General features: G+C 54.4%; 17 protein-coding genes. 5 read left to right on the forward strand and 12 right to left on the reverse strand.

Annotated features, from left to right (window positions below):
• Positions 1-6: 6 nt before the first annotated feature.
• The 4 genes from ASD8599_RS10675 to ASD8599_RS10690 are packed head-to-tail and all read left to right on the forward strand — an operon-like array spanning position 7 to position 3,239.
• On the forward strand, positions 7-1,314 hold the full coding sequence (locus tag ASD8599_RS10675) for an acyl-CoA dehydrogenase family protein (RefSeq protein WP_181364465.1): 1,308 nt from the start codon (positions 7-9) through the stop codon (positions 1,312-1,314).
• 2 nt (positions 1,315-1,316) lie between these two features.
• Entirely contained in the window at positions 1,317-2,075 is a 759-nt protein-coding gene (locus ASD8599_RS10680; RefSeq protein WP_245926003.1) for an SDR family NAD(P)-dependent oxidoreductase, read from the forward strand.
• A 3-nt stretch (positions 2,076-2,078) separates the two neighbouring features.
• Positions 2,079-2,852: an SDR family oxidoreductase gene (locus ASD8599_RS10685; protein ID WP_108828512.1), complete on the forward strand. Its 774-nt coding sequence runs from the start codon at positions 2,079-2,081 to the stop codon at positions 2,850-2,852.
• Positions 2,853-2,867: 15 nt separating this feature from the next.
• Positions 2,868-3,239 carry a VOC family protein gene (locus ASD8599_RS10690; RefSeq protein ID WP_108828513.1) on the forward strand — a complete coding sequence of 124 codons (372 nt, stop codon included), beginning with the start codon at positions 2,868-2,870 and terminating at the stop codon, positions 3,237-3,239.
• A gap of 107 nt (positions 3,240-3,346) precedes the next feature.
• Here the strand turns inward: ASD8599_RS10690 and ASD8599_RS10695 are convergent, their stop codons facing one another.
• Genes ASD8599_RS10695 through ASD8599_RS10710 form a run of 4 tightly spaced genes read right to left on the reverse strand, consistent with a single transcriptional unit; the run spans position 3,347 to position 8,147 of the window.
• The gene (locus ASD8599_RS10695; RefSeq protein WP_108828514.1) at positions 3,347-4,225 is read right to left on the reverse strand and encodes an acyl-CoA thioesterase; all 879 of its coding nucleotides are present in this window, start codon (positions 4,223-4,225) and stop codon (positions 3,347-3,349) included.
• Positions 4,222-6,180 (reverse strand): acetoacetate--CoA ligase, encoded by a 1,959-nt coding sequence (locus ASD8599_RS10700; protein ID WP_108828516.1) that lies wholly within the window; start codon positions 6,178-6,180, stop codon positions 4,222-4,224. The genes ASD8599_RS10695 and ASD8599_RS10700 overlap by 4 nt, the downstream gene beginning before the upstream one ends.
• On the reverse strand, positions 6,177-7,400 hold the full coding sequence (locus ASD8599_RS10705) for a serine hydrolase domain-containing protein (RefSeq protein ID WP_245926004.1): 1,224 nt from the start codon (positions 7,398-7,400) through the stop codon (positions 6,177-6,179). The genes ASD8599_RS10700 and ASD8599_RS10705 overlap by 4 nt, the downstream gene beginning before the upstream one ends.
• 3 nt (positions 7,401-7,403) lie before the next feature.
• The gene (locus ASD8599_RS10710) at positions 7,404-8,147 is read right to left on the reverse strand and encodes an enoyl-CoA hydratase/isomerase family protein (RefSeq protein ID WP_108828517.1); all 744 of its coding nucleotides are present in this window, start codon (positions 8,145-8,147) and stop codon (positions 7,404-7,406) included.
• 149 nt (positions 8,148-8,296) lie between these two features.
• On the opposite strand from ASD8599_RS10710, the gene ASD8599_RS10715 reads away from it, so the two are divergent.
• Positions 8,297-8,902 (forward strand): 2-hydroxychromene-2-carboxylate isomerase, encoded by a 606-nt coding sequence (locus ASD8599_RS10715; RefSeq protein WP_108828519.1) that lies wholly within the window; start codon positions 8,297-8,299, stop codon positions 8,900-8,902.
• A 68-nt stretch (positions 8,903-8,970) separates the two neighbouring features.
• Here ASD8599_RS10715 and ASD8599_RS10720 read toward each other — a convergent pair whose 3' ends face one another.
• The 8 genes from ASD8599_RS10720 to ASD8599_RS10755 all read right to left on the reverse strand — a co-directional run bounded on the left by ASD8599_RS10720 (position 8,971) and on the right by ASD8599_RS10755 (position 17,178).
• Positions 8,971-9,675: an ABC transporter ATP-binding protein gene (locus ASD8599_RS10720; RefSeq protein ID WP_108828520.1), complete on the reverse strand. Its 705-nt coding sequence runs from the start codon at positions 9,673-9,675 to the stop codon at positions 8,971-8,973.
• Positions 9,672-10,430, reverse strand: a complete 759-nt coding sequence (locus ASD8599_RS10725; protein WP_108828523.1) for an ABC transporter ATP-binding protein — start codon at positions 10,428-10,430, stop codon at positions 9,672-9,674. The genes ASD8599_RS10720 and ASD8599_RS10725 overlap by 4 nt, the downstream gene beginning before the upstream one ends.
• A 1-nt stretch (position 10,431) precedes the next feature.
• Entirely contained in the window at positions 10,432-11,721 is a 1,290-nt protein-coding gene (locus ASD8599_RS10730; RefSeq protein ID WP_108828524.1) for a branched-chain amino acid ABC transporter permease, read from the reverse strand.
• A complete protein-coding gene (locus ASD8599_RS10735) occupies positions 11,718-12,674 on the reverse strand; it encodes a branched-chain amino acid ABC transporter permease (RefSeq protein ID WP_108828526.1) in 957 nt (318 codons plus the stop codon). The genes ASD8599_RS10730 and ASD8599_RS10735 overlap by 4 nt, the downstream gene beginning before the upstream one ends.
• 93 nt (positions 12,675-12,767) lie before the next feature.
• The gene (locus tag ASD8599_RS10740) at positions 12,768-14,009 is read right to left on the reverse strand and encodes a branched-chain amino acid ABC transporter substrate-binding protein (protein ID WP_108828528.1); all 1,242 of its coding nucleotides are present in this window, start codon (positions 14,007-14,009) and stop codon (positions 12,768-12,770) included.
• A gap of 491 nt (positions 14,010-14,500) precedes the next feature.
• Positions 14,501-15,526, reverse strand: coding sequence for a phosphotransferase family protein (locus ASD8599_RS10745; protein ID WP_108828530.1), 1,026 nt, complete (start codon positions 15,524-15,526; stop codon positions 14,501-14,503).
• A gap of 9 nt (positions 15,527-15,535) precedes the next feature.
• Entirely contained in the window at positions 15,536-16,186 is a 651-nt protein-coding gene (locus tag ASD8599_RS10750; protein WP_108828532.1) for a histidine phosphatase family protein, read from the reverse strand.
• On the reverse strand, positions 16,186-17,178 hold the full coding sequence (locus ASD8599_RS10755; RefSeq protein WP_108828533.1) for an NAD(P)H-dependent flavin oxidoreductase: 993 nt from the start codon (positions 17,176-17,178) through the stop codon (positions 16,186-16,188). Before ASD8599_RS10755 ends, ASD8599_RS10750 begins: the two co-directional genes overlap by 1 nt.
• Positions 17,179-17,214: the final 36 nt, after the last annotated feature.

The raw sequence follows: 17,214 nt of genomic DNA on the forward strand, positions 1-17,214 counted from the left end.
ATTGATATGTCCGAACCATTGGAACTGAACAACCTGGAAATGTCCGAAAAGGCCAAACCGCTTCTGGCCGCCGTGATCAAGCACATCCGCGAAAACGTGGATCCGATCACAGAAGAATTCCACCGCCTTGGCGAAGGCCGCGCCGATCGTTGGTCTTATGCCCCCGGCCAGTTGGAATTGCTGGAAACAGCCAAGCAAAAGGCGCGTGAAAGCGGGCTTTGGAACTTCTTTTTGCCAAATGCAGAAACCGGCGAAGGTCTTGCGAACCTCGATTATGCCTACATCGCGGCAGAGCTGGGCAAGAACCCCCTTGCCTCTGAAACACTCAACTGCTCCGCGCCCGACACAGGCAACATGGAAGTGTTGGAACGCATTGGCACACAGCAGCAAAAAGATGCCTGGCTGAAACCTTTGCTTGCTGGTGAAATCCGCAGTGCGTTTGCAATGACGGAACCCGACAAAGCATCATCAGATGCAAAGAACATCGGCATGACCGCCGTGCTTGAAAACGGTGAATGGGTCATGAACGGCGAGAAATACTATATTTCCGGCGCTGGTGATCCGCGCTGTAAGATCATGATTGTTATGGTCAAAACATCGCCTGATGCGGAACCCTTCCGCCAGCAAAGCCAGATCCTTGTGCCTATCGACACCCCCGGCGTCGATATTCTTGGGCCGATGCATGTGTTTGGTCACGACGATGCGCCACACGGTCACATGCACATCCGCTTCACCAATGTGCGCGTGCCTGAGGAAAACATTCTGTGGGGCGAAGGCAAAGGGTTTGAAATCTCTCAGGTCCGTCTTGGGCCTGGCCGCATCCACCACTGCATGCGCTCTATCGGACAAGCGGAAAAGGCGCTGGATTTGCTGATTGAACGGGGGTTGTCCCGCGTGGCCTTTGGCAAAAAGATCATGGACCTTGGCAAGAACATGGAAACTGTGTCGCGTGCCAAAATCGAGATTGAATCCATGCGTCTTCTGGTGCTGAAAGCGGCAAAAGCCATGGATGTGCTTGGCAACAAAGAGGCCCGTATCTGGGTGTCGATGATCAAAGCCAAAGTCCCGGAGCAAGTGTGCGACATCATCGACCAAGCCATGCAAGTGCATGGCGCGACTGGTATTTCGCAGTGGTCGCCGCTGTCCAACATGTACGCGCAGCAACGCACATTGCGTTATGCGGATGGCCCCGATGAGGTGCACCATCACGTGATTGCCCGCCACGAAGTCAAAACCTATTCGGAATCCAACGCCCGTCAGGATGCGGCCAAGAAAGAAACCAAAGTCACAGGCTCTGCGGGGTTCATGGGATGAGCATGTTTGATCTGACCGGAAAGGTGGCGCTGTTAACCGGCGCCTCCAAAGGCATGGGGTTCGAGATGGCCAAGGGCCTTGCCGAACATGGGGCCACGGTGGTGATCTCGTCGCGCACGCAAGAGGATCTGGATGCGGCGGCAGCGGAAATAAACAAGGCCGTGGGGCGTGATTGCGCCCACGGCGTCGCGGCCAACATCGTGCATGAAGACAGCTTGCAGGCGCTGGTGGACAAGACCCACGAGATTGCTGGCAAGATCGACATCGTGGTCGGCAACGCAGGTGTGAACCCTTATTTCGGGCCGATCGCAGGCATTTCGAACAAAGACTATGAACGCACGATGAACGCCAATGTGCAATCCAATCTGTGGCTGGCCAAGATGGTGGCTCCTGACATGGAAAACGGCGGGTCGATGATGTTCACCTCCTCTATCGGCGCGTTCAAAGCCTCCGATATGCTGGGGGTTTATGGCATGTCGAAACTTGCCCTGATCGGTTTGGTGCGCAACTTGGCCACGGAATTCGGGCCACAAGGCATCCGCTTTAACGCGATTTGCCCCGGTCTGATCAAAACCGACTTTGCCCGCGAACTTTGGGACAAACCGGGTGTGGAAGAGAAGTATTCCAAATCTATCCCGCTGCGTCGTTTGGGCGAGCCTGACGACTTTGCGGGCCTTGCAGTATTCCTTGGATCGGATGCCAGCAAATACATGACCGGACAGGCGCTAACCGTCTGTGGCGGTTCGAGCATGTGGGCGTAAACCATGGAACTCAAAGATAAAATCATTGTGGTAACCGGGGCTGCCAGTGGCATCGGCAAGGCCATGTGCGTCCGCTATGCGGCCGAGGGTGCAAAAGCGATTGTTTGCATAGACCGCGACACAGCAGGCGCTGAAGCAACCGCGAAAGAGATGGGCGGCACTGCCATGACAGTCGATGTCGCCCATGAGGACCAGATCGTAGCGATGATCCATAAAGTCGAGGCCGAGATTGGTCCGATTGATTTGTTCTGTTCCAACGCGGGCATTTCGGTGGCCGGTGGTGTCGAAGTGCCAAATGATGATTGGCAGCGCATTTGGGACATCAACGTCATGTCCCATGTTTGGGCCGCCCGTGCCTTGGTGCCGCTGATGGCGGAACGTGGTGGTGGTTACCTGCTGAACACCTCATCCGCCGCGGGGCTGTTGAACCAAGTGGGCAGTGCGCCCTACGGGGTCACAAAGCATGCCGCAGTCGGATTGGCAGAATGGATGGCCATGACATACGGCGATCAAGGGATCAAAGTGTCGGTTCTGTGTCCACAGGCGGTGCGCACCGAGATGACGCGCGGCCATGAAGATCACGTGGCGGCCATCGACGGGATGATGGAACCGGAGCCTGTCGCAGAAGCCTGCGTGCAGACAATCCGCGACGAGACGTTTCTGGTTCTGCCCCACAAGGAAGTGATTGGCTATATGCAAGCCAAGACGCAAAACTACGACCGTTGGATTGGCGGGATGCGCAAGCTTAACAGGAAATACGGCGGTTTTGACGCCTGATATGAAGGACTTACTATGATTGGGTACACAACTATTGGTGTGAACGACATGGAGCGCGCCAAAGCGTTCTATACGGGCGTATTTGAGAGCAAGAACGCAAAGGTCGTGATCGATTCCGGGCGCATTGCCTTTATCGGAACCGAACGCGGGCAACCTATGCTGGCGGTGTGCGAGCCATACGATAAAGACGATCCAACGCCCGGCAATGGCGTAATGCTGGCGTTTCCAGCGGATGACAAGGCCCATGCCGATGCGCTTTATGCCAAGGCGATTGAGTTGGGGGCGACCTGCGATGGCCCTCCGGGGCAACGTATTCCTGATCGGTTTTATGGTGCGTATGCGCGTGATCCCGATGGCAACAAGATCTGCTTTTACGTCTTTGGCTAGAGCAAAGTTTTGATTATGTCGGGGGCTCTGCCGTTTTGATTATGTCGGGGGCTCTGCCCCCGGCCTTTGGCCTCCCCCGAGGTTTATTTTGCGAGATGAAGCCCGGATCAGCTGCGGGGTTTGATGGGGCGGACCAGTCCTTCTTGAGCGGTTGAAGCGATCAGCGTTCCGTTTTTGTCGTATATGCTGCCGCGGTTGAAGCCACGCGCATTGCCGGTCCATGGGCTGTCCATTGAGTAGAGATGCCAGTCCTGGAATTGCGGAGTGCCATGAAACCACATGGCGTGATCGAGGCTGGCTGACATCACTTCGCCTTTGAACCACGTCAGGCCATGTGGCCGCAAAGAGGATCCCAGCAAGTTCATGTCAGATGCATAGGCCAAAAGGCAATGCTGCATTTGGGGGCTGCACCCCGCTGCCTCAGACATGCGAAACCACAGATGGTTTTTGTCGTCTGCCGGTGCCGGGTCAAAAAAGTCCCGTGGTGCGACTTCGCGAATGTCGATAGGACGGGGCCGCAAAAAATCTTTACGGAACTTTTCGGGAAGTTTGTCGGCCTCTTCTGCGCGTAAATCACGACGGTCGGGCCAATTTTCCGGGGCAGAAACATCGGGCATCGGATGCTGATGGTTCCAGCCCTCTTCTTTCACATGAAAGCTGGCGGACATATTCAGGATCTGTTTGCCATGCTGAATGGCCACAACCCGCCGCGTTGTGAAGCTGCCGCCGTCGCGGGCGCGGTCCACTTGATAAATGACGGGTATTTCCGGATCACCCGGCCGAATGAAATAAGCATGCAGCGAATGGCACAAGCGGTCTGTCACAGTGCCATATGCCGCGGCAAGCGCCTGTCCGATCACCTGCCCGCCGAAGATGCGGGTTGGCGTTTCACCACCCTGCCCTGTGCCGCGAAACAAATCGACTTCAAGCGTTTCAAGCGCCAACAGGTCCAACAGGTCCAACAGCTTCTGGTGCGTTTCAGTCATGTATTCAGGTCCTGTGCAAAAGCGATGAAAAAATCGAAGCTGTCTGGGTTGGCCATGGAATCGCGGTTCACCACAGTGTTCGGATTACCCCCCAACAGCAGTTTTTTCACAGGAACTTCAAGCTTTTTACCCGAGAGAGTGCGCGGGATTTCATCAACACTGACGATTTCATTTGGCACAAAACGCGGAGACACTGCCGTGCGAATAGCTGCATTGATGTCCTGCTTTGTCGTATCTGTCAAAGCGCCTCGTGTGACAACAAACAGCGGCATGAAGCTGTCGCGGCCCAAAAATTCAAGATCAACGACCAGTGAATCCAACACCTCATCCAAAGCTTCAACCGCCTGATAGATTTCTGCCGATCCCATCCGCAAGCCTTTGCGATTGATCGTGGCATCAGAGCGTCCGTAAATCACCGAAGACCCGTCGGCGCGAATTTCGATCCAATCGCCATGTCGCCAGATGCCGGGATACATATCGTAGTAGCTGTCGTACAAACGGCTTCCATCGTCGTCACCCCAGAAAAAGAGCGGCATGGAGGGCAAAGGCTGGGTACACACCAATTCCCCCACTTCCCCGGTCAACGTGTTGCCTGCCCCGTCAAACGCATGGACTGCATTACCCAACGCGCGACATTGCATTTCTCCGGCACGTACGGCCATGCCCGGGTGCCCCAGCACAAACGCACCTGCAAGGTCCGTGCCACCCGAAATAGGCGCCAACCACACGTCCGCTTTCACGTCATTGTAAATCCAGTCGTAGGCATCCGACGACAAAGGCGATCCCGTCGATCCGATGGAGCGCAGACAATCTAAGTCCACAGCGTCACGCGGTGTGATACCAACTTTGCGGCATCCGTCGAAAAACGCAGCCCCTGCCCCGAAAAACGTAAGCTTTTGCGACGCCACAAATTTCCAGACCGCCATCAAATCGGGATGGTGCGGTGCGCCGTCGAACAGGCATACACATGCGCCCTGCCCCAAAGCCATCCACTGTGCGTTCCACATGATCCATCCCGAGGACGTGATCCACGAAAAGCGGTCTTTGTGGGTCAAATCATGATGCAAAGACTGCTTGGCAGCTTCTAACATGATGCCGCCGTGGCCGTGCACAATAGGCTTGGGATTGCCAGTGGTTCCAGAGCTGTAGACAATCCACAAAGGATGATCGAACGGCACTTGTGCATAGTCCAATTGCGCATGCCCGTCACAGGCAGCCTGAAACGGGGCCCAACCTTGCAGTGCTCCGCCAGTTCCATCGGTGTGAGCCGCCACAAGCAGCTTGTGGCGCACCGATGGCAAACCGTCGGCGATTTGCGCCACAACGGCACTGCGATCAACGTGTTTGCCCGCATGCACATAGCTGTTTTGCGCAATCAAGACCTTTGGTTCGATCTGACGGAACCTGTCCAGAACCGCGACATGGCCCATATCGGGTGCGCAAAGCGACCAAATCGCCCCAAGACTGGCTGTGGCTAAAAACGCAATCAGCGCCGTTTCGGTGTTGGGCAAAATTGCAACAACGCGGTCGCCTTTCACAACGCCGCAGCCCCGCAAATGATCCGCAAAATTGGCCACTTTTTGGCGCAGCTCCGTCCAGCTCAACGTCTGGGTTCCAAAGGTTTCAGACTGAACACACAGCGCGTCTGCATCGGGACGCACATCTGCATGACGCAAGATGTTTTGCGCATAGTTGACATGTGCCCCGTCGCACCATTGCGCCCCGGGCATGACGGAGCGAGACAGCATTTTGTCGAAAGGCGTCGAGGACTGAATGTCGAAAAACGCCCAGATCGCAGACCAAAACGCGTTAAGGTCAGTGACACTCCAGCCCCACATTTCATTGTAATCAGAGAATGTTAGACCGTTTTTCTCATGTAAAAACCGTTCAAATTCCGCCATAGTCGACGTGTTGTAACGATCTGCGCTGGGGGTCCATAAAACAGGGTTGGTCATATCAATGCTCCGTGAACCAAGGCCTTCAATTCGGGGCGTGCAGGATAGGAGGATGACGGCGAGAGCTGCGTGAAGAAGATCACCGAAAGATCCTGAACCGGATCAATCCAGAAAAACGTAGACGCCATCCCGCCCCAACTGAAATCCCCTACAGATCCCGCAGACCGCGCTCTGGCCGGATCAAGGACAACCGCGCCACCCAATCCAAAACCCATGCCTTCCATCGGTTGTTCCGCAAAACTTTGCGGCCCCATAGACGCAATGTCGCCCGGCAAATGATTGCGCATCATGAAGGCGACTGTCGCTGTGGACAACAATCGCACATCCCCAAACATTCCACCCAGCCGCAGCATTTCAGAAAAGCGCGCATAATCGTCAATTGTGCCGACCAGCCCCCCACCGCCCGACGCCATGGACGCCGCCAGAAAGGGCGACCCTTCGTTGGTATCGACACAACGCAAGGATGGTGCATCGCTGCCGTGTTGCGTTGCATTCAAGGCAAGCGGGTCGCCCATCAGGGGCGTATACAAGGATGCAAAACGGTCTTGGTGACCGGTGCGCACGGAAAAGCCTGTGTCTTCCATGCCCAACGGATCCAGGATCATTTGTTGTATTGTCAGTGCCAGGTCTTGGCCCGTGATCACCTCGATCACGCGTCCAATCACATCAATGCCAACCGAGTATTCCCAACGTGTGCCCGGCACGAAGGACAACGGCAATTTGGCGACCGCTTTGCACATATCAGCCAAAGCGCCTTGATCAGGCTTAAAGACAAGATCGTCTTCAGCCATTTCGGCGGCCAGCACACCAGGGTTGAACGGATAGCTCAGACCCGATGTATGCGTCAGCAACTGGTGCAACGTCGGACAAGGGCACGGCACAGTGTCGTCAATGTCTTTTGCCCCGGGGCGGAGGGCGCGACAGTCTTTGAATTCCGGTAGAAACCGCGACACCGGCGCGTCCAAATGCACCAAGCCACGTTCGACCAAAATCATCAAAGCCACAGTCGTCACAGGTTTGGTCATCGAATAGATGCGTGCAATTGTGTCGCGCTCAAACGGTCGCCGGGACGCAACATCTGCGTACCCAGCGGTATGGAAAAACCGCTCATGGCCGTTCTCAAGCACAAGCGTGGCGCAACCTGCAAACTTCCCGTCATCGACGTAGGATTGCATCCAAACTTTCACACGGTCCAAACGGCTCACATCAAGATTGAACATAGGCTACCCCAACATCTTTTGCATGGCGGGCCGGGTTTCGTCGGTGAACCACAAATCAGGCTCTGCCGTTGTGGCCGTCTTTATTTGCGCAATCACTTCGCCCCTGATCTGGTGCTTGATGGATGCAAAGGCTTTTGGGGGAAGCTGTGCAAACTCTTGGGCCGCTTCAAGGGCGCAGGCATGTAGGGCATCCGGTTCAACCACATCGTCCACAAGGCCCGCCGCCAATGCGGCCTCGGCGCCGATGGGTTTTCCACGTAAGATCAAACGACGCAACGTGTTGGTATCCAAGGTGGCACGGGCGATTTCCATCGGACCAACGGGGAAGTCCACACCGACACGAACCTCGGCCAAACCAAACTGTGCGCGGGTGTCAGCGATGCGATGGTCCGCAGCCAAAACGAAAAACAGCCCCCCCGCAATCGCCGCGCCGTTGACTGCGCATATGACGGGCTTGGGGCAACTGTATTGGGCCAAAAACCCTTCGTTCAGCCCGCGCACAATCGCTTTTTGTTGCGCTTCATTAAAGTCCTGAGCAGCTTTCAGGTTCAGTCCCGCAGACAGGACTTTCAAGGGGCTGGTCAGCATAATGGCCTTCACTTCCTTTTCCGCACCCAATTGATGCAGGACATCGCGGTACCCCATCAACTTTTCCGGCGTCAACGCGTTGACGGGGGCCGCGTTCAGAGAAAGCTCTATGACACCGCCGTCGTGTTTTATCTGCGTGATCCACTGTGTGTCTGTCATTTTGCACCCCCTGTTTGGATCAAGTTTGCCGCACAGTGGAAGACGCTGAAAGGGAAATCTGCCCCAAGGGCACGATTGACCGCAGCGTCACCCCAAGCGTAGCCTTTGGGAAAGGGTCAAGACCCCGCGACTTCAAGAAAGCCAACACTATGCAAACGATTGAATTTTATTACGATTTCAGCAGCCCCAATGCCTATATCGCCCACAAACTGTTGCCCGGTATTGCGGCACGCACAGGCGCAAAGCTGATCTATAAACCGTTTTTATTGGGCGGCGTGTTCAAAACCACAAACAATGCACCTCCGCTGGTCGCGTTTCGTGAGGTGGCGGGAAAAGTAGACTACATGCGCGTCGAAATGGCCCGTTTTTTGGAACGCTTTGAGGTGCCGTTAAAATTCAATCCGTATTTTCCCGTCAATACCGTGAATTTGATGCGGGGGGCCGTCTATGCACAGGGCAAACACTGGGAAACAGCCTATATTGACCGGCTGTTTGACGCGATGTGGATCGAAGGCCGAAACCTCGCAGATTCTGGTGTCGTAGATGAGGTCCTCAACGATGTGGAAGTTCCGCAAAACAACTTTAATAATGCAACTCAAGATGCTGGAATAAAGTCACAATTGGCAGAAGTGACGCAAAATGCCGTGAATCGCGGGTGTTTTGGATCCCCCACGATGTTTGTGGGCACAGAGATGTTTTTTGGCAAAGATTCTTTAAGCGATTTGGAATGGCGGTTAGGCACGCAAAGTCCCTGACCGCTTCAAACGATGGGCATGCACCGGACATCTAAAATGTCCGGTACGTTTTCACTATAGAAAGCCCGTTAGACCTCTAACCATTCTTTGCGAACATCATCACGTCCGCGCAGTTCGTCAGGTGTGCCTTCAAAGACAACTTTGCCATGTCCCATAACGTACACACGATCGGCAATATCCATTGCAATCGACAGCTTTTGCTCAACAAGCAACGTCGCTACGCCGCGCTTTGCGATCTCTTGCAAAACGTCGGCCACCCGCTGCACCATTTGCGGACTTAACCCTTCTGTTGGCTCGTCAATCATCACAAGTTCAGGATCGCCCATCAAGGTGCGGCACATAGTCAGCATCTGCTGTTCGCCACCCGACATCACGGATGCTTCAACATCGGCGCGTTCTTTCAGGTTCGAGAACATATCAAACATGTTTTCCATGCTCCAACGTCCCACACCTTCTTTCTGGCCCGGTTTCATACCCAAAATCAGGTTTTGACGGGTCGTTAATCCCGGAAAGATATCGCGATTTTCAGGCACATACCCAAGACCGATGTTTGCGATCTCAAATGCCTTTTTACCGGCAATCTCCTGGCCCTTGAACTTCACCGATCCATGTGGTTCGACTTCACCCATGATCGCCTTGCAGGTGGTGGACCGCCCCACCCCATTGCGGCCCAAAAGGGCTACGATTTCGCCTTCCTGTATGTTCAGGTTCACCCCTTGCAGGATGTGCGATTTGCCATAATAGGCGTGCAGGTCTGTGACTTCGAGCATCAGTGGTCTGCCTCCAAAACTTCGCCCAGATAGGCTTCTTGCACTTTAGGGTTGGCGCGAACTTCTTCGGGGCGGCCTGTTGCGATGATTTCGCCGTAAACCAGCACCGAAATATAGTCAGCCAAACCAAACACCACACCCATGTCGTGTTCAACCATCACCAATGTCTTGTTTTCGGTGACTTTGCGGATCAGATCCACAATGTAGTCGGTTTCTGAATGGCTCATGCCTGCAGTGGGTTCGTCCAACATGATAACGTCAGCGCCACCGGCAATTGTGATCCCGATTTCAAGGGCGCGTTGTTCTGCGTAGGACAGAACCCCCGCAGGCAGATTGCGCCGCTCCGTCAGGTTGATCTGTTCGAGGATTTCCTCGGCCCCTTCCGTCAAAGCGCGGCTGCGATCCAACAAGTTCCAGAAGGAATACTTGTACCCCATCGACCACAACAGCGCACAGCGCACGTTTTCAAACACTGTCATGTTGCCAAAGATGTTGGTGATCTGGAAGGACCGCGAAAGACCCATCCGATTGATTTCATGTGGGGCTTTACCCGCAAGATCCGCGCCATGAAGCGAGATCGTACCAGAGGTCTGCGGAAAACGCCCCGTGATCAGATTGAACAGCGTCGACTTGCCAGCGCCATTTGGACCGATGATCGCATGGCGTTCGCCTTTTGCAATTTCCAATTCCACGCCGCGGATGATTTCGGTTTTTCCAAAGGCTTTACACAGCCCGTTCAAATGTAATGCAGCCGCCATTTCAAACGCCTCCTTTTGGGGGTGTGTTGGCTTCGCCCCATGCCTCTTTCAAGGCAGGCGCGTTTTTGCGTGTGATCCAAAACGCCGCAGCCGTCACCGCGAAGGCGATGATCCATGGCACGATGCTGTGGCTGTCAAAAGTGGTCCAGAACAGGGTCATTTCATTATCTCCTGTGGCCGCGTGCCGATAGTGGAACGTCATTTCGACCAAGCAGGCCAACCCCAACACCGCAATCAATCCAGGCAAAAGCGTTTTCACGTACGGCATGGTCAAAGTGCCAAGCTTTCCAAAGCGCATCGCAGGCACATGCATCATCATCAGCCCTGCAAGCCCCCCGGGGAAGAACATAACCGTGGCGAGGAACAAAGAGCCTGCATAGAACGCCCAAAGCTCTGTTTCCAAAGACAAAACCGTCTGCAACAGCGTGAAGGCAATCGCCCCAATGATCGGCCCGAAAAAGAAGCCGACGCCGCCCAGAAATGTCACCAGAAGGATCACACCGGAGGACGCCGCGTTCAGGTTTTCTTCGGTCAGGATCTCGTAGTTGATCGCAAACAACCCGCCCGCGATACCGCAGAAGAACCCAGACGCCGCGAAGCTGTAAAAGCGAACCCAGCGTGCAGAGTATCCCAAGAATGCCGCCCGTTCGGGGTTATCGCGAACCGCATTTGCCATGCGCCCGACAGGTGTGCGTGAAAACAGATACATCAGAACCGCAGACACCATCAGCCAAAAGGAAATCAGGTAATACACTTCGATCTGTTTCAGAAACTCGATGCCAAAGAATGGCAGACCATACGTCCGGTCGCCCGAAATCCCTTCTTCACCGCCAAAGAACGCCACGATGATGATCGAACAGGCCGCAATCAATTCCCCGACCCCAAGCGAGATCATGGCAAAGCGTGTGCCAGCCCCGGTCGTCGAAAACGATCCGATAAGCATTGCAAAGCCCATGCCAAACAAACCGCCAAACAGTGGCAGCAACGGCAAGGGAAAAGCCACTCCGAAATCTTCAACGTAGTTCATCACGTGCATGCAGAAAAATCCGCCAAGCCCCATGTAGACCGCATGGCCAAAGGACAGCATGCCCCCCTGACCCAGCAACATATTGTAGGCCAATGCAAAGATCACTGTGATCCACATCTGGTTCATAATGGTGATGGACGAATTGTTGGTGAAAATGAACGGCAAGATCAGCAGCAAAATCCCTGCAATAATCCATGGCATATAGGTGATGGACAGAATGCCTGCACGCATCGGCGAAGCGGTGTTTGTGGCTTGATTGCTCATGCGTCACGGTTCCCAAATAGGCCATAAGGACGGAAGATCAGGATCAGCACCATCAAGATATAGGGCAGAATATCTGCGATCTGGGGGCTGGTGACCGTCCAAAGGTCTCTAAAAATATTGTCGTCCAGGTTCTCTGGTGTGGCGATGCCGATGGCGTTCAACACATCCGACATGGCAAGGTTATAGGCCTTGGCAAATGTGGTGATCCAACCGATCAACAATGAAGCAACAAGCGCGCCCCAAAGCGATCCAAGGCCACCGATGACGATTGTTACGAACACGATCGAGCCCAGCACAAACGCCATGCCCGGGAACGTGCCCAAAACCGGCCCCGCGATGACCCCCGCAACACCCGCCAGCGCGGTGCCAACACCAAACACGCCCATAAAGATCAACGGAACATTGTGGCCAAGGGCTTCAACCGTTTTGGGATAGCTCAGTGCGGCTTGAATAATCATACCCACGCGTGTTCTGGTCAGGATGTACAACAGCCCGATGAAGATCGCGATCGATATGAAGATCATGAAAATCTTGTAGGCGGGAATGGAATTGCCTGCGATGGCGAAGGCGGTAAAGTTTAATACATCCGGAATATCAAAGGGCATCTGGTTCTTGCCCCAGACAAACTGCACCAGCTCTTCGATCAACAACGCAAGCCCGAAGGTAAAGATCAGCTCGGGCACGTGACCATATTGGTGCACACGCCGCAATCCGTAGCGTTCAACCCCTGCCCCCATGACGCCCACGACCACGGGTGCCACCAGCAACGCGACCCAAAAGCCAAGCGCCAGACTGATCTGGTATCCGAAATACGCGCCCAGCATGTAAAAGCTGGCATGGGCAAAGTTCAAAACGCCCATCATTGAGAAAATAAGCGTCAGGCCGGCCGAAAGCATAAACAACAGCAATCCGGTCACAAGCCCGTCGATAAGATTGACGAGGATGAGTTCCATCGGTGCCCCCCAAAGGACTGTGGGTTGGTGGTTGGAAAAAGTGCAGTATGACCCGCCCCGCCGATCAAGCAGGACGGGCCAGTCAAAAAGCGCTTATGGGCGCTTCATGTTGCATGAGGACTCAGAGTCCGCAGATGCCATTTCGATCGTTTTGATCGCTTTCACACCATACTCGGACCCGTCGTAGGCAAAAGTAATGCCTTCTTTTGTGTGGGCCTGAATGTGGACGTTCTGGATCGCCTGGTGATCGTTTTCACGCATCATAACCTGACCGCCCCAGAGTGAATCGTAGGTCATGCCTTCCAGTTCGTAAGCAATTTTCACAACATCATCAGCCGTACCCGCAGCGTCGATTGCCGCAGCCAGCATACCAATGGTGTTGGTGATGCGGGATTGGTCGACGTTACCGTCAGGATACTTCGCCTTGAAGGCATTGTAGTAGTCGGCGGCCGCATCAGACACTGGCGGGTTGATCTGACCTTCAGACACCAGACGGATCACACCTTCGCCTGTTTCACCAAAGGCCGCCGTAATACCGGAACCCGCAGCATAGTAGGTGTAGATCGGGCCGTCATAGCCGTTCTCAACGATGGATTTGCCAAGACCCAGCATATCCGCACCCCAGTTGCCTGTGATGACCGCTTGTGCGCCGGACGCAACGATTTTGCGTGAATACGGGGTAAAATCTTTCACTTTGCCGATTGGGTGCAATTCGTCACCGACGATTTCGATGTCGGGGCGCTTTTCGCCAAGGAAACGATTGGCCGCAGCAGACACCGCTTTGCCGAACGAATAATCCTGGCCGATGATGTAGACCTTTTTGATGCCTTCATCGGCAGCAATTGAATCCGTCAGCGCGTCCATTTTGATGTCGGCGTTGGCGTCAAAACGGAAGTGCCAGAAGTTGCACTTGTCGTTTGTCAACGCCGGATCAACAGCCGCGTAGTTCAGGAAGAGAACACGGTCGTCTGGGTTACGTTTGTTATGCTTTTCAACGGCTTCCGTGATTGCGTTCGCAACACCAGAGGAGTTGCCCTGCGCGATAAAGCGAATGCCCTGATCAATCGCGACCTGCAATTGGATCAGCGACTCTTTTGGGCTGATCTTGTTGTCAAAGGCGACGATTTCGATGTTTTGGCCACCCAGAACACCACCGTTTTGGTTGATCAAGTAGTCCGCCGCGAATTCAAATTGGTGCAGTCCGTTTGTGCCTGTGCTGGCAAAAGGGCCTGACAGTGGGTCAATAAACGCGACTTTGATGTCGGCCATGACAGCCACAGAGCTGACAGACAGCGCCAGCGCTGCGGATACACCAAGTTTAATGGATTTACGCATAGAAGTTCCTCCCTAGAACAATATCCGACATACATCTCGTGTATTTCGTTAGTGTCGGTATGCAGGAAGCGTCGCACACGTAGGATATAAGTCAAGCTTTTGAAAAACCGCCCTTTTGCCAGCCTAAAGCGGCATTGAATTAGGAAAAATGAGACTATTTGTCTTGTTTTTTGACCCGCGAATTGCTGCACATGCACCTATTTACGTGAACGTCATGCTGTACAATGTTGAAAGTATTGTAGAGTTTTCGAAATTCTTACGGATACAAACCACTCCGCACTTTCTGCAAGTGCAAAACACCCCGACAGGCGGATTGTCATATCACGTTTTACAGTCATCAAATCGACTGAAAGTGACGCAAGGGCATTTGGGCGTGCAAGAACACGCAAAAGGGCCAAAGCGCGTGTGTGCCTTGGCCCTTAAAATTCGAAGAGTGCGGTATGCTCGATTCTTGAACCTTTGCCGAAAACAAAGGCAGGCAAGTCAGGGTGTTACAAATCCAGGGCCTTCAATCCGTTCTGTGCAAACACAGGAACAAAGGCCCCTACCTTCATGGCACGTTCAGGATTGGACGCATTGCCATCCAAAGCGCGTTTCAATACCCCCTGAATGATTGCGGCCATACGGAAGAAGCAAAAACCGACATAAAACCCAAAGTTATCAATACCATCAATGCCACGGCGCATGCAGTATTGGTCGATAAACTCTTGATCCGTCGGCAGCCCCAATGCTGAACGGTCCACACCAGCCAGCCCGCGACCTTCTTTGCCCGCAGGCAATTGCCATTGCATAATCACCGACGCCAGATCCGCATAGGGATGACCTGTCGTGCTTAGCTCCCAATCCAGAACAGCCAAACAATTGGTGCCGTCGGCTTCGAAGATCATATTGTCGATCCGGTAGTCCCCATGTACCAAAGTGCGCTGCCCGTCATCGGTGGGCATGCGATCCGCCAAAGCGTCCATTAATCGATCCATGGCTGGTACATCACCCGTTTCAGAGGCTTTGTATTGTTTGGTCCAGCGCCCGATCTGGCGTTCGAAATAGTTGCCAGGAGGGCCGTAATCGCCAAGCCCGACGGCTTCGATGTCCACATCATGCAGTGCCGCCAGCACACGGTTCATGTCGCCAATGATCGCGGTGCGTTCTTCAACCGTTCGCCCGTTCAGCGTGGGTTCATTGAAATTACGGCCAACCACCTGATCCATGATGTAGAACGATGATCCAATCACCGCATCGTCTTCACACAGCACATGCATTTTCGACACAGGCACTCCCGTGTCCCACAACGCCTTTTGCACACGAAATTCGCGATCAACGGCGTGGGCTGATTTCAACAGCTTTCCGGGCGGCTTGCGGCGCAAAACATAATTGCGTGCCGGTGTTTTCAACAAAAACGTCGGGTTGGATTGCCCACCTGCGAATTTTTCGGCCTCGATTGGGCCTTCAAATCCGTCCAGATGGTTCTTTAGATATGCGCCAACCGCGTCCAGATCGAGTGTTTGCGTGTCCGCCATGTCGGCCTCTCAGCTATAGGTCATTAAGTGTTGAGTGTCGGTATGATCCAGATGCGGCGTCGCGTTCATGCCAGTCATAAACACGCGCCCCTTGGAAAACACAAACCGCGTGATGGATGCGTTTTTGATCTGCAAATTCACTTCCATCATCATCCGTTTCGGTGCTTGCATCGTGCTGGCCACCAACTGACCAATCACACCGCCTGAAGACACCACCAAAACGCGCCGTGCGTCGGTGTCCGTCGCAAATTTCAGCGCCTCGGCCACGCGGGTTTCGAACTGGCCCCATGTTTCATACGGATCGTTCAGTTGATCGTCCTGCCATTCAAAAACAGTCTCGCGCAGCGTGCGAAAATGGACCTTGCGATCGCCTTTGACCAGTTCCGGCACATTGCCATGGTACTTGGCGCGCAGCAAATCGCCAAAATCATATTCGTTGAAACCAGCATGCTCCTCAGGGCTGCCGTCAAACTTCATCGCGCTCAGCGTATCGCGCTGACGCTCCAAAGTGCCAGACACCAAACGGTCCGGCACCCAGCCCATGGCACGCAAAGCGTCGCCCGCCAGCCGCGCCTGTTCAAACCCAACATCCGACAGTTGGTCGTAGTTCTCCTGCCCGAAAGCCGCCTGCCCGTGGCGCACCACGACCAGCTCCGCCATCAGAAAAACTCCGCCGCAAGCTTCTTGCCCGCCGCTGCGTATTCAGCCGCCATCCGGTCCACAATCGCACCAGCAGGCCCAATGGATTTCACCGCCCCAATGCCCTGCCCCGATCCCCAAATGGTTTTCCACGCTTTGGGTTTTGACGAGCCTTCGGAGAAGTTCATAGAGGAGCTATCCGCCTGTGGCAGATTGTCGGGATCCATGCCTGCCGCTTCAACCGAGCCGCGCAAGTAGTTACCCCAAACCCCTGTGAACAATGAGGAATAGACAATGTCCTCTGCCCCGGAGTCCACGATCATTTGTTTGTATTCCTGTTGCGCGTTGGCCTCATCCGTCGCGATAAACGGCGTACCTGTGTACCCCAAATCGGCGCCCATGGCGCGCGCGGCCAGCAGGCTTTCGCCTGTTGCAATGGCACCGGACAGCAACAAAGGCCCTTCAAACCATTCGCGGATTTCACGGATCAAAGCGAACGGCGATTGCTCACCCGCGTGCCCGCCGGCTCCTGCGGCCACAGCCACCAGACCATCAGCGCCTTTTTCGATCGCTTTCTTCGCAAAACGATTGTTGATGATATCGTGTAAAACGATCCCGCCACAAGAATGCGCCGCCTCATTGACCTCGACGCGTGCGCCCAATGAGGTGATCCAGATTGGCACCTCATGTTTGACGCAAATTTCCAGATCGCGATCAAGCCGCCCGTTGGAGCGATGTACAATCTGGTTCACGGCATAGGGTGCGGCGGGCGTGTCGGGGTTCGCCTGATTGTGGCGATCCAGCTCTTCCTTGATCTGGGTGAGCCACGTGTCGAGCAGCGGATGCTCGCCCTCGCCTTCCCGCGCGTTCAAAGCTGGAAAAGACCCAACGATGCCAGCTTTGCACTGCGCAATCACCAGTTCTGGTACAGAGATAATGAACAACGGCGAGGCCACCATAGGCACGCGCAGCCCTTGAAGGGCTTTTGGAAGGTGTGAATCGTCTCTGGGCATAGTGTCTAGCGCCTTATCAAATGAAGAAAGGTTGAG

The organism is Ascidiaceihabitans donghaensis (assembly GCF_900302465.1).
Taxonomy (GTDB): Bacteria; Pseudomonadota; Alphaproteobacteria; order Rhodobacterales; family Rhodobacteraceae; genus Ascidiaceihabitans; species Ascidiaceihabitans donghaensis.

Coding starts and splice junctions, on each gene's coding strand:
- ASD8599_RS10740 (WP_108828528.1), bottom strand. CDS start 14,009: ATGCGTAAATCCATTAAACTTGGTGTATCCGCAGCGCTGGCGCTGTCT.
- ASD8599_RS10755 (WP_108828533.1), bottom strand. CDS start 17,178: ATGCCCAGAGACGATTCACACCTTCCAAAAGCCCTTCAAGGGCTGCGC.
- ASD8599_RS10685 (WP_108828512.1), top strand. CDS start 2,079: ATGGAACTCAAAGATAAAATCATTGTGGTAACCGGGGCTGCCAGTGGC.
- ASD8599_RS10735 (WP_108828526.1), bottom strand. CDS start 12,674: ATGGAACTCATCCTCGTCAATCTTATCGACGGGCTTGTGACCGGATTG.
- ASD8599_RS10675 (WP_181364465.1), top strand. CDS start 7: ATGTCCGAACCATTGGAACTGAACAACCTGGAAATGTCCGAAAAGGCC.
- ASD8599_RS10715 (WP_108828519.1), top strand. CDS start 8,297: ATGCAAACGATTGAATTTTATTACGATTTCAGCAGCCCCAATGCCTAT.
- ASD8599_RS10745 (WP_108828530.1), bottom strand. CDS start 15,526: ATGGCGGACACGCAAACACTCGATCTGGACGCGGTTGGCGCATATCTA.
- ASD8599_RS10695 (WP_108828514.1), bottom strand. CDS start 4,225: ATGACTGAAACGCACCAGAAGCTGTTGGACCTGTTGGACCTGTTGGCG.
- ASD8599_RS10730 (WP_108828524.1), bottom strand. CDS start 11,721: ATGAGCAATCAAGCCACAAACACCGCTTCGCCGATGCGTGCAGGCATT.
- ASD8599_RS10700 (WP_108828516.1), bottom strand. CDS start 6,180: ATGACCAACCCTGTTTTATGGACCCCCAGCGCAGATCGTTACAACACG.
- ASD8599_RS10690 (WP_108828513.1), top strand. CDS start 2,868: ATGATTGGGTACACAACTATTGGTGTGAACGACATGGAGCGCGCCAAA.
- ASD8599_RS10710 (WP_108828517.1), bottom strand. CDS start 8,147: ATGACAGACACACAGTGGATCACGCAGATAAAACACGACGGCGGTGTC.
- ASD8599_RS10680 (WP_245926003.1), top strand. CDS start 1,317: ATGTTTGATCTGACCGGAAAGGTGGCGCTGTTAACCGGCGCCTCCAAA.
- ASD8599_RS10705 (WP_245926004.1), bottom strand. CDS start 7,400: ATGTTCAATCTTGATGTGAGCCGTTTGGACCGTGTGAAAGTTTGGATG.
- ASD8599_RS10725 (WP_108828523.1), bottom strand. CDS start 10,430: ATGGCGGCTGCATTACATTTGAACGGGCTGTGTAAAGCCTTTGGAAAA.
- ASD8599_RS10750 (WP_108828532.1), bottom strand. CDS start 16,186: ATGGCGGAGCTGGTCGTGGTGCGCCACGGGCAGGCGGCTTTCGGGCAG.